Annotated in this window: 10 protein-coding genes and 1 pseudogene; 9 read left to right on the top strand and 2 right to left on the bottom strand. The window is 71.5% G+C overall.

The features are described 5' to 3' along the window. Positions 1-112: 112 nt before the first annotated feature. Complete coding sequence (locus G3I40_RS15760; RefSeq protein WP_239091764.1) at positions 113-367, bottom strand: hypothetical protein; 255 nt, start codon at positions 365-367, stop codon at positions 113-115. A 147-nt stretch (positions 368-514) separates the two neighbouring features. Between G3I40_RS15760 and G3I40_RS15755 the strand changes: the two genes are divergently transcribed. The 6 genes from G3I40_RS15755 to G3I40_RS15730 all read left to right on the top strand — a co-directional run bounded on the left by G3I40_RS15755 (position 515) and on the right by G3I40_RS15730 (position 6,564). Then, complete coding sequence (locus tag G3I40_RS15755; RefSeq protein ID WP_164302792.1) at positions 515-874, top strand: arsenate reductase family protein; 360 nt, start codon at positions 515-517, stop codon at positions 872-874. A gap of 201 nt (positions 875-1,075) precedes the next feature. After that, the gene (gene glnII, locus G3I40_RS15750) at positions 1,076-2,107 is read left to right on the top strand and encodes a glutamine synthetase (protein ID WP_164302791.1); all 1,032 of its coding nucleotides are present in this window, start codon (positions 1,076-1,078) and stop codon (positions 2,105-2,107) included. A gap of 329 nt (positions 2,108-2,436) precedes the next feature. Next, positions 2,437-2,994, top strand: coding sequence for a winged helix-turn-helix domain-containing protein (locus G3I40_RS15745; protein ID WP_164302790.1), 558 nt, complete (start codon positions 2,437-2,439; stop codon positions 2,992-2,994). A 128-nt stretch (positions 2,995-3,122) separates the two neighbouring features. Beyond that, the gene (locus G3I40_RS15740; protein ID WP_164302789.1) at positions 3,123-4,388 is read left to right on the top strand and encodes a sensor histidine kinase; all 1,266 of its coding nucleotides are present in this window, start codon (positions 3,123-3,125) and stop codon (positions 4,386-4,388) included. Beyond that, positions 4,373-5,023, top strand: a complete 651-nt coding sequence (locus tag G3I40_RS15735; RefSeq protein ID WP_164302788.1) for a response regulator transcription factor — start codon at positions 4,373-4,375, stop codon at positions 5,021-5,023. The genes G3I40_RS15740 and G3I40_RS15735 overlap by 16 nt, the downstream gene beginning before the upstream one ends. A 53-nt stretch (positions 5,024-5,076) precedes the next feature. Continuing rightward, positions 5,077-6,564, top strand: a complete 1,488-nt coding sequence (locus tag G3I40_RS15730; RefSeq protein ID WP_164302787.1) for a DUF1996 domain-containing protein — start codon at positions 5,077-5,079, stop codon at positions 6,562-6,564. 39 nt (positions 6,565-6,603) lie between these two features. On the opposite strand, the gene G3I40_RS15725 is transcribed toward G3I40_RS15730, so the two are convergent. Further along, complete coding sequence (locus G3I40_RS15725; protein WP_164302786.1) at positions 6,604-7,041, bottom strand: hypothetical protein; 438 nt, start codon at positions 7,039-7,041, stop codon at positions 6,604-6,606. Positions 7,042-7,168: 127 nt separating this feature from the next. Here G3I40_RS15725 and G3I40_RS15720 point away from each other — a divergent pair, with 127 nt between their 5' ends. The 3 genes and pseudogenes from G3I40_RS15720 to G3I40_RS15710 all read left to right on the top strand — a co-directional run. Beyond that, entirely contained in the window at positions 7,169-10,279 is a 3,111-nt protein-coding gene (locus tag G3I40_RS15720) for an alpha-N-acetylglucosaminidase (RefSeq protein ID WP_164302785.1), read from the top strand. A gap of 95 nt (positions 10,280-10,374) precedes the next feature. Continuing rightward, on the top strand, positions 10,375-10,884 hold the full coding sequence (locus G3I40_RS15715) for a tetratricopeptide repeat protein (protein WP_164302784.1): 510 nt from the start codon (positions 10,375-10,377) through the stop codon (positions 10,882-10,884). 42 nt (positions 10,885-10,926) lie between these two features. Then, positions 10,927-11,141 (top strand): annotated as a pseudogene (locus tag G3I40_RS15710) (hypothetical protein); the annotation flags it as partial.

Raw genomic sequence — 11,141 nt, 5'->3', positions numbered from 1 at the left:
CCGCCGGGTGCGCCGTGGCGTCTCGCGCCGTTGCCCGCGGCCCCGGAGCGTGCGCTGCGCGAAACCGCCCGGCGGCCCGGAGATCCGGACCGCCGGGCGGCAACCGCACAGGTCAGCGCGCGTACCGCATCAGCGCCCGCACCATGTGACACGTCGTGTCCGACGGCGGATGGACGCCGATGAGGTCGGCGGTGAGGCGGATCCTCTGGTTGTGGGCCTGGTTGGGAAGGTAGACGCCCGAGTCGAGCAGGGCTATCGCCAGGCGCATGGCCTTGAGGCGACGGTTGTGGGTGATGTACCAGTCGCGGGGCCGCCCCGCGGGCAGCGGCCTCTTGGCGAGTGGCGCGTACGGCAGATCGATCAGCATGGGTGCGGCAGCCGGCACAGGCATCCTCCTGTCGCGAACTCGAAAGCCCCCGAAGCTCTCGAACACTGCTTCTATTCTACTGCTCCCCACTGACAAAAGCCGCTGGCCAAACGGCACTTGGGACGCAGGGTGACTACTGTGAGAAGCATGGAGATCTGGATCAACCCGGCCTGCTCGAAGTGCCGCAGCGCGCTCACCCTGCTCGACGCCGAGGGAGCCGACTACACGGTGCGCCGCTACCTGGAGGACGTGCCCTCGCCCGACGAGATCCGGGCCGTGCTCGACCGGCTCGGGCTCGAACCGTGGGACATCACCCGCACCCAGGAGGCGGCCGCCAAGGACCTCGGGCTCAGGGCGTGGGCCCGCGACGCGGACAGCCGTGAGCAGTGGGTGGAGGCGCTTGCCGCGCACCCGAAGCTGATCCAGCGCCCGATCATCACCGCCGACGACGGCACGGCGGTGGTGGGCCGCAGCGAGGAGGCGGTGCGGGACGCGCTGGGGCGCTAGGTGTATTGACCCGCAACCCGCAGGGTTGTTGGCGCGGGTTCCCGACGGGGTGCTGGTGGCCGCATCGCATACGAGTTCCCGCGACGCCTCCGACGCGGGGCGCCCGCGGTAACACGGGGTTCACCCACGGGCAACGGTCGGGAAATGCCCTGTTGACAGGCTTCCCGGCAGTTGAAGACCCGCTCCTTAAGGATGTCGCCCGTGACCTTCAAGGCTGAGTACATCTGGATCGACGGCACCGAGCCGACGGCCAAGCTTCGTTCGAAGACGAAGATAATCGCGGGCGAGCCGCAGGGCCTGGACGCGATGCCGATCTGGGGCTTCGACGGGTCGTCCACGAACCAGGCCGAGGGCCATGCGTCCGACCGCGTCCTCAAGCCGGTCGCGGTGTACCCGGACCCGATCCGCGGCGGCGACGACGTCCTCGTCATGTGCGAGGTCCTGAATATCGACATGACGCCGCACGAGTCCAACACGCGTGCCGCGCTCGCCGAGGTCGAGGAGAAGTTCGGCGCGCAGGAGCCGGTCTTCGGCATCGAGCAGGAGTACACGTTCTTCGAGGGCGACCGCCCCCTCGGCTTCCCCGTCGGCGGCTTCCCCGCCGCGCAGGGCGGCTACTACTGCGGCGTCGGCACCGACGAGATCCACGGCCGCGACGTCGTCGAGGCGCACCTCGACAACTGCCTGAAGGCCGGTCTCGGCATCTCCGGCATCAACGCCGAGGTCATGCCCGGCCAGTGGGAGTTCCAGGTCGGCCCGCTCGCCCCGCTGGAGGTCTCCGACCAGCTGTGGGTGGCCCGCTGGCTGCTCTACCGCACCGCCGAGGACTTCAAGGTCTCCGCGACCCTCGACCCCAAGCCGGTCAAGGGCGACTGGAACGGCGCCGGCGCACACACCAACTTCTCGACGAAGGCGATGCGCGAGGGCTACGACGCGATCATCACCGCCTGCGAGTCGCTCGGCGAGGGCTCCAAGCCGCTCGACCACGTCAAGCACTACGGCGCCGGCATCGACGACCGCCTGACCGGTCTGCACGAGACCGCCCCGTGGAACGAGTACTCGTACGGCGTCTCGGACCGCGGCGCCTCGGTGCGCATCCCGTGGCAGGTCGAGAAGGACGGCAAGGGCTACATCGAGGACCGCCGTCCCAACGCCAACGTCGACCCGTACGTCGTGACGCGCCTGCTCGTCGACACCTGCTGCTCCGCACTGGAGAAGGCCGGCCAGGTCTGATCTCCGGCTCCCCCGGCACGGATCGATTTCGGCCATGAAGTCCTCCAGGGCGTCCGCATCTTGTGCGGGCGCCCTCTTCTTCCCGTATTCCATCTGCTTCAATAAGGGCATGGCCAGCTTCCAGAACACCACCGCGCGGGGTCGTCGTCACGACCTCGAGCCGTTCTGGCCTTCCCGCCAGCACCACGATTTCGACCGGGTGTGTTGCCGCGCGACGAACGCGCGGGCCCTCTAAAGCCGGCACTCCTCTTCGAGCAGTGCGGCCTTCGGCCGGCGCGCATGACGTACGTCCCTCCTCAGACGGCCTCTCGCGCGAAAGTTGACCACTCATGGCTCCTGCCCGACCCCTCTCCGTCGCCTCCGGCCCCGCACGCACCCGGCTGCGCGCCGTCGACCGGGACGAGGTGGCACCGGCCCCCGCGCCGGTCGACGTCACCGACTTCCTGCCGCCGGGCGCGACACTGCTGCCCGCGCCACCGCACACCCTGCCCACGCTGCCGGGCCGCCCGCCGATGATCGGCTATCTGGTGCTGGTACCGGCCGACCAGCAGCCGCTGCTGCCCGCCGAGCCCGCGGCGCCGGAGCCGGAGCCGTCCGACGCGCTCATCTCCATCGACCCCGGGCAGCGCATCGCCGGTGTCGACGGGCGTCAACTCGACCTGACCTACCTGGAGTTCGAGCTGCTCGCGCATCTCGTCGCGCACCCGCACCGGGTGCACACCCGCGATCAGCTCGTCACCACGGTGTGGGGCTACGGGCACGTCGGCGACGGCCGTACCGTCGACGTCCACATCGCCCGGCTGCGCCGCAAGCTCGGCGCCGAGCACCGCAGGGCGATCCAGACGGTGCGCCGCGTCGGCTACAAGTACGCACCGCCCGCCCGTTAGCCACCGCGCGCCCCTCGGGGGGTGTACGTAGGGACACCCCCCTAGGGGTGACGAACCCACTGACCCGCTCCGCGCCACCGGCCACACTGTGAGGTGTGGGAACGACGGCCGGACGGACGGAGTACGGGATGGGTGCGAGAGCGCGGAGCGCCGTGCTGGCGGGGCTGCGGGGGCTGTGGGTCGCCGCGGCCGGGCTCGCCGGGTCGATCACCCTGTTCGTCCTGACGGTGCTGTCGGTCGCGTTCCTCGTGCTGGGGTTCGGCGCCCTGACCACGCCCTGGGTGCTGGGGCTCGTGCGGCACTGGGCGAACTGGCGCCGCGCCGTCGCCGCCGAGTGGTGCGGGGTGCGCATCCCGGCGACGTACCGGCCGTTTCCGGACGGCCTGCGCGGCGGGATCGTCGGGCAGGTCGAGCGGTGCCGGCTGATGCTGGCGGACCCGGCGACCTGGCGGGACCTGCGCTGGCTGCTCGTCGACATGACGGCCGGGTTCGTGACCGCGCTGCTGCCCGTGGCGCTGGTCTTCTACCCGCTGGAGGGGTACGCGCTCGCGGCCGGGCTGTGGCGGGTCTTCACCGACGGCACGTACGTCGGCTGGTGGTACGGGTTCGTGCCGGTCAGCGGGCAGGGCACCGCCCTCCTCGCGGCCCTGCTCGCCACCGCGCTGCTCACCACCGGGCTGTTCGTCGCGCCCGCGCTGCTGCGGGTGCACTTCCTGCTGACCCGCTACGTCCTCGCGCCCGCCGCCGGTGAACTGGAGCAGCGCGTCAGGGTGTTGACGGAGACCCGGCAGGACGCCGTGGACACCTCGGCGGCCGAGCTGCGGCGCATCGAGCGCGATCTGCACGACGGGGCGCAGGCCCGCCTCGTCGCGATGGGCATGGACCTCGGCACGATCGAGATGCTCATCGAGAAGGACCCGGACCGGGCGAAGAAGCTGGTGGCGCAGGCCAGGCAGTCGTCCGCGCAGGCCCTGACCGAGCTGCGCGACCTCGTGCGCGGCATCCATCCGCCGGTGCTCGCGGAGCGCGGACTCGGCGACGCCGTACGGGCGTTGGCGCTACGGCTGCCCGTGGCCACCGAGGTGGAGGTGGAGATGGCCGGGCGGGCCGACGCACCGGTCGAGTCGGCCGCGTACTTCGCCGTCAGCGAGGCCCTGACGAACGCCGTGAAGCACGCGGGCGCCGACCGGATCTGGATCGACATCCGGCACGACGAGGGGCACCTGCGGATCGCCGTCACCGACAACGGCGGGGGCGGTGCGGTGATCGCGTCCGGCGGAGGACTCAGCGGGATCGAGCGCAGGCTCGGTACATTCGACGGTGTCCTCGCCGTCAGCTCCCCTGCGGGCGGTCCGACCATGGTGACCATGGAGATCCCTTGCGTGTTGTCCTAGCCGAAGACCTGTTCCTGTTGCGGGACGGTCTGGTGCGGATGCTCGAGGCGTACGACTTCGAGATCGCCGCGGCCGTCGAGAGCGGGCCCGAACTCACCAAGGCACTGGCCGAGTTGAGCCCGGACGTCGCGGTCGTCGACGTACGGCTGCCGCCCTCGCACACCGACGAGGGGCTGCAGTGCGCGCTCGCGGCGCGCCGCGAGCGGCCGGGCCTGCCGGTGCTCGTGCTCTCCCAGCACGTGGAGCAGTTGTACGCGCGCGAGCTGCTGGCCGACGGGAACGGCGGGGTCGGTTATTTGCTCAAGGACCGGGTCTTCGACGCGGATCAGTTCATCGACGCGGTGCGGCGGGTGGCGGCCGGCGGGACGGCCATGGATCCGCAGGTGATCCAGCAGCTGCTGTCGCGGCGGGCCGCGGACCCGCCCCTCGGCGGGCTCACCCCGCGCGAACGGGAAGTACTGGAACTGATGGCGCAGGGCCGGTCGAACGCGGCGATCGCGGGGCAATTGGTGGTCACCGAGCGGGCCATTGCCAAGCACACGTCCAATATCTTCACCAAGCTGGATCTGACGGTTTCCGATGACGACAATCGGCGGGTCCTCGCGGTTCTCGCCTATCTGGATCAAGGGCACTGAGAAATTCCGGCGGTCGATTGAACACGGCCGCCTCGTGTTGCGTACGTCTTCTCATGGGACGCACCTCACGGAAACGGCGCTCTTCGCTGACGACGCGGATGACCGTCGCGTCGGCCGCACTGCTCCTGGGCGGAGGTGGGCTGGCCGCGGTCAACGTGTACGCGCAGGCCCATGAGAACCCGGAGCGGAACGCGGGCAGCGGGACGCAGCAGCAGTCACAGCAACAGCAAGTGGCCACCATCGACTGTCCGGACGTCGGCAACGCACTGCCCGACGTCCCGGACGGCGCCCGCGGTGGGGTCGACGGCGAACTGGCCGCCCTGGACAGCCAGATCACGGAGGCCTATCAGCGGCTCGCCTCGAACCGGGACGCCGCGGGGCAGGACCCGGGCTTCGTGCGGAACAGCATCCTGGGCCCGCTGAAGGACAAGCGCGCGGCCTCGCTCGGCCGGATCGGGCAGGACATCCAGCGCTCCGGCGGCACGCCTCCGCGGCAGCTGGAGGGGATGGCGGAATGCACCGGCCGGGCGCCGGACCAGCCCGGACAGCCCTCGCAGCAACCGTCGCAACCGCCCGGCGACCCGGCCTCCCCGAGCGGGAGTGCGGCCCCGTCGCAGCCGGGCACCGGCGGCGGGGGCGAAGGCACCGGCGGCAACGGCCCCGACGCGAGCGACTTTGTCGACATCACGTCCGTGCGGCCCAATGTGGTGACCGCCCGCAACCAGCGCGGCGCGTCGCGCGGCACCTTCACCACGGCCTGCGGACGCAACCAGAACGGCAAATTCAATCCGGACAACGTCATTGTCGCGCCCGGCGTGAGCAATGGCGCCCACCATATGCACGATTACGTCGGAAACCAGGCGACGGACGCATTCTCCAGCGACGACGCCCTCGCGAACGGGCAGACCAGTTGCCGCAATCAGGGTGACAGGTCGACCTATTACTGGCCGGTCCTGAGGCTGCAGAACGGAAAGGACGAGGCCGACGCGAACGCGGACGGCGGCGGAAAGGACCAGAACGTCGGGGAGATCCGGACCCCGTCCTCCGTGACCTTGAAATTCGACGGGAACCCGACGAGCAAGGTCGTGCCGATGCCGCGGTTCCTGCGGATCATCACCGGTGACGCCAAGGCCTTCACCAACGGCGACGCGAACGCCAACGCCTCGTGGAGCTGTACCGGCTTCGAGAACCGCCAGTTGAAGGACAAGTACCCGATCTGCCCGCGCGGCGCGAAGGTCGTGCGCACGTTCCGGTTCCAGAGCTGCTGGGACGGGGCGAACGCCGACAGCGCCAACCACCGTACGCACGTGGCCTTCGAGGACCCGAGGACCGGTGCCTGCCCGAGCGGTTTCAAGGCGATCCCGCAGCTGGTGCAGCGGATCGTGTACTCCGTGCCGCCCGGGCCCGGCTTCGCGGTCGACTCGTTCCCCGAGCAGCTGCACAAGCCGGTCACCGACCACGGTGACTTCATCAACGTCTTCGACGACAAGCTGATGCGGCGCGTGGCGAGCTGCATCAACCGGGGCGACCGCTGCACCTGAGGTGCCCGATCGCCCCCTGACGGCTGCTGCGCGGCCGGCTCAGCGGTGACCCGAGCGCCCCGGGGCGGACCCCTCCTCGTGACCCCCACCACCACTCCCCGTGTGGTGCGAGGAGGACCGCTCCACGGTCCCGCCGAGCCGGCCGCGCAGCTGTGTCACGACGCCGTCGCCGCCGCTCACGATCCACTTGCGGCCGACGAGGTACGTGCCGCCGTAGTCGTCGGCCGCGTCCAGCCACTCGGCCTGGCCGCGGTCGGTGGCGAAGGTGGCGAGCACGTAACGTCCTTTCCCTTTGCCGCAGTTGGCCTGGCGCAGCTCGTCGGCGTCGGTCTGGATGTCCGGCCTGCAGCCCGCCCGCCGCGCCAGTTGCTCCAGCGACCCGGTCGCCGTTCGGGGGGCCTCCGGCCCGCCGCCCGTATCCGTGCATCCGGTCGCGGCCGCGAGCACCACGACCCCCGCCACCAGCAGCTTCCTCATCCCGCACTCCTGTCTTCCAGGGCGTCCCCACGTCGACACGTTCCCGCCAGACCCGTGCGCACCGTTGAGCACGGACCTGACCCCGGTTACCGTGCGCCGCACCATCCGCGAATCAGGGGGGCTCCACATGTCCGCGCCAACGCGACGCACGGTTCTCGGTACGGCAGGCGCCATCGGACTCGGCACGGCCCTGGGGGTGGGCGCGCCGGCCGCGCAGGCGGCACCGCACGGTCCTGCTCTTGATACGGCCGCGGCCCACGCGGCGCTCAAAAGACAACTGCCGCATCACGCGGACCAGTTCCGACTCAGACTTGCCGCCCCGCAGGACGGCGCGGACCGTTTCCGAGTGTCCGGGACACGGGGCCGCATCGAGGTGTACGGAACGACCCCGGCGGTGCTGCTCGCCGGGGTCCACTGGTATCTGAAGTACGTCTGCGGCGCGCACATCGCCTGGAACGGCAGCCAGCTGGACCTGCCGCGCACCCTGCCCGCCCCCCGCCGCCCGCTGGAGCGCTCGACGTCGCTGCCCCACCGGTTCGCGCTCAACGACACCAACGACGGCTACACGGCGCCGTTCGCGGGCTGGGCCTACTGGGAGCGCATGATCGACGTGCTCGCGCTGCACGGCTGCAACGAGGTGCTCGTCATCGCGGGCATGGAGGCCGTGTACCACCGGGTCCTGAAGGACTTCGGGTACAGCGACGAGGAGTCGCGGGCCTGGCTCCCGGCGCCCTCGCACCAGCCGTGGTGGCTGCTGCAGAACCTCTCCGGGTACGGCGGCCCGCTCTCCCCCGAACTGATCGCCGAGCGGGCGGAGTTGGGCGGGCGGATCGTCGACCGGCTGCGCGAGCTGGGCATGAAGCCCGTCATGCCCGGTTACTACGGGCACGTGCCGGAAGGCTTCGTGGAGCGCAACGGAGGCGACGCGCACGTCGTCCCGCAGGGCACCTGGCACGGCTTCGAGCGGCCCGACTGGCTCGACCCGCGAACGGCGTCGTTCGCGCAGGTCGCCGCGTCCTTCTACGGGCACCAGAAGGACCTGTTCGGGGAGATCGGCGCCTTCAAGATGGACCTGCTGCACGAGGGCGGCACCGCCGGGGACGTACCGGTGCCGGACGCCGCCCGCGGGGTGGAGGCGGCGCTGCAGAAGAACCGGCCCGGGGCCACCTGGGTCATCCTCGGCTGGGAGGCGAACCCGCTGCCCGAGCTCCTCGACGCCATCGACAGGAAGAAGATGCTCATCGTCGACGGGGTCTCCGACCGCTTCGCGTCCGTCACCGACCGCGAGAAGGACTGGGGCGGCACCCCGTACGCGTTCGGCACGATCCCCAACTTCGGCGGCCGCACCACCATCGGCGCCCGCGCGCACATCTGGAACGAGAAGTTCTTCGCGTGGCGCGACAAGCCGGGCAGCGCGCTCACCGGCACCGCCTACCTCCCGGAGGGCACGGACCGCGACCCGGCCGCCTTCGAGCTGTGGTCCGAACTGGCGTGGACGGAGCGGAAGGTGGACCGGTCCGCGTGGTTCGCGGGGTACGCCGACTTCCGGTACGGCGCCCGCGACAGGGACGCCCGCGCCGCCTGGCAGGCCCTGTACGAGACGGCGTACCAGCACACGGCCGTCGAGCGCTCCGACCCGCACGACTCGCTGTTCGCCGCCCGCCCGGACCTCGCCGCCGACCGCGCCGCCTACTACGCGCCGCGCGCCCTCACCTACGACCCGGGCCGCTTCGACGCGGCGCTCACCGGACTCCTCGGCGTGGACCGGGACCTGAGGGGCAGTCAGGCCTACAAGTACGACCTCGTCGACATCACCCGCCAGGCCCTCGCCCATCGCAGCCGCCAGCTCCTGCCCCAGCTCAAGGACGCGTACGCCGCCAAGGACCGAGCCCGCTTCAAGGACCTCGCCACGCTGTGGCTGAAGCTGATGCGCCTGTCGGACGACGTCACGGGCACGCACGCGGCGTTCCTGCTCGGACCGTGGATCCAGGACGCCAGGACCATGGCCACGAGCGACGCCGAGCGCGCCGAGTTCGAGCGCTGCGCCAAGGTCCTCATCACGGTGTGGGGCGACCGGGCGACGTCCGACCCGGGCAATCTGCACGAGTACGGCAACCGCGAGTGGCACGGTCTGATGGCCGACTTCTACCTGCCGCGCTGGCAGAAGTGGCTCGACGAACTGCAGGACGCGCTCGCGGCGGGCCGGGCCCCGGCGACGGTCGACTGGTTCGCGTTCGAGGAGCCGTGGACGCGGGAGCGCAAGGACTACCCCCTGCGGCCGTACGGGGACGCGTACCGGACGGCCTCGCGGGTCCGGGACGTCCTCGCACGGGCCCCCTACCAGGGCGCGCTCACCGTGACGGCGGAGCCGCCCGCGTTCCCGCCGGGCGGGCACGCACGCGTGACCGCCACGTTCCGCAACGTCAACGGCCTGCGCGCGACCGGCCGCGTCGACTTCACGCTGAAGGGCATCGACGCCGAGCCGGAAGGCGCCACGTACCTCAGGAGCGTCGCCCCGGCCGGCCGGGGCACGGTGACGTGGCAGGCGAGCGCGCCGGACACCCCGCTCGACAGGCCGCTGCGCCCGCTGCCGTACACCCTCGACGTCCAGTACGGGCCGCAGGGCGAGGACCGCGTCACGTACACGCACAAGGGCACGCTCTTCGAGGCGGGGCCGCTGGCCGAGGGCTGGAAGACGTACAGCAACAACGCGGCGGTCTTCGGGCAGCTGGCGGACCGGTTCGCCGTCGACGGCGGCGGCGCCGACCTGTGGAAGGGGACCACGGAGTTCGGGACGGCGTACCGCGAGGGCGCCTTCAGGGACGGCTCGTCGGTCGTGCTGCGGGTGGACGCACAGGCGGTGACGGGCGCGTGGGCGCGGGCGGGCATCGTCGTGCGCAACTCCCTCGCCACCGCCGGGTCGCCGGGCTTCCTCAACCTCTCGGTCACCCCGTCGAACGGGGTGGTGCTCTCCTACGACACGAACGGCGACGGGACCCTGGACACCTACCAGCGGATCACCGGGGTCAAGGCGCCGGTGCTGCTGCGGCTCGGCCGGGCCGGCGGCGCGTACACCGGGGAGTGCTCCACGGACGACGGGGCCACCTGGCGCACGGTCGCGACCGTGCCGGTGCCGGGGGCGGCGGCGACCCAGGACGTGGGCCTGTTCATGACCGCGACGAACGGCGGGAACGGGACGCGCGGCACCGTCGAGTTCAGCGGCTGGGCGCTCACGTAGCCGGGGCTGCCGCGCAGGGGGGGGCGCCGGGCGGCGGGTGCGGCCCGGGGCCCCCGACGGTTGACGGATCGGGGGTGATCTCCGAAGGTGGCCCGATGAGCACCGAGAACAGTGGGTGGGAAGAGCGGATCGCCGCCGCCTGGGCCACGATCGACGAGTACGACGAGGCGACGGCCGGGGACTTCCGCGCGCTCGTCGACGCGCTGGTGGCCGAGCTGCCCGAGAGCAGCCCGGTCGGTCCGTTCGAGCGGGCCAGCGCCTTCGACTCCACCGGCCACTCGGACAAGGCGGTGCCGCTGTACCAGGAGGCGCTGCGGCGCGGCCTGACCGGGTACCGCGCGCGCCGCACGAAGATCCAACTGGCCAGCTCGCTGCGGAACATGGGCCGCCCGCAGGAAGGCGTCGCCCTGCTGGAGCCCGAACTGACGGCGCCGAGCGACGAGTTGGACGACGCGGTGCGGGCCGCGTTGGCACTGTGCCTGTCGTCGCTGGGCCGGGACCGGGAGGGACTGTCCCTGGTGCTGGGGGCGTTGGCTCCCCATCTGCCCCGGTATCAGCGGTCGATGGGGAACTACGCGCGGGCCCTGGTGCAGTCCGGCCAGTAGGGCGCGGGGTGACCATCCCACGATTCGCTCGTTCTGCTGAACGTGCAGTCAAAGGTGCAGCAACCCAGTTCCCCGCCCGCCGGCGGAGCCGATGTCATCGACGTAGAGCAGGCCGAGGCGGCACTGGTCGAGCACTACCCCCGTCTCGTCCGCCTCGCCTATCTGGTGCTGCCGCCGGGCCTGGGCCGCAACCGCCGGGTGCTGACCGCCCACTCCGTCACCCAGCGGGCGCTGCCCCGCGGCCGCACGGCGGGCGC

It is taken from the genome of Streptomyces sp. SID14478 (assembly GCF_010548525.1).
In the GTDB taxonomy this organism is placed as follows: domain Bacteria; phylum Actinomycetota; class Actinomycetes; order Streptomycetales; family Streptomycetaceae; genus Streptomyces.
This window is presented reverse-complemented; position numbering and strand designations above follow the sequence as displayed.

Excerpts from the sequence above, each read along its gene's own strand:
- G3I40_RS15760 (WP_239091764.1), bottom strand. The coding sequence starts at position 367 with ATGCTGATCGATCTGCCGTACGCGCCACTCGCCAAGAGGCCGCTGCCC.
- G3I40_RS15755 (WP_164302792.1), top strand. The coding sequence starts at position 515 with ATGGAGATCTGGATCAACCCGGCCTGCTCGAAGTGCCGCAGCGCGCTC.
- G3I40_RS15745 (WP_164302790.1), top strand. The coding sequence starts at position 2,437 with ATGGCTCCTGCCCGACCCCTCTCCGTCGCCTCCGGCCCCGCACGCACC.
- G3I40_RS15740 (WP_164302789.1), top strand. The coding sequence starts at position 3,123 with ATGGGTGCGAGAGCGCGGAGCGCCGTGCTGGCGGGGCTGCGGGGGCTG.
- G3I40_RS15730 (WP_164302787.1), top strand. The coding sequence starts at position 5,077 with ATGGGACGCACCTCACGGAAACGGCGCTCTTCGCTGACGACGCGGATG.
- G3I40_RS15725 (WP_164302786.1), bottom strand. The coding sequence starts at position 7,041 with ATGAGGAAGCTGCTGGTGGCGGGGGTCGTGGTGCTCGCGGCCGCGACC.
- G3I40_RS15720 (WP_164302785.1), top strand. The coding sequence starts at position 7,169 with ATGTCCGCGCCAACGCGACGCACGGTTCTCGGTACGGCAGGCGCCATC.
- G3I40_RS15715 (WP_164302784.1), top strand. The coding sequence starts at position 10,375 with ATGAGCACCGAGAACAGTGGGTGGGAAGAGCGGATCGCCGCCGCCTGG.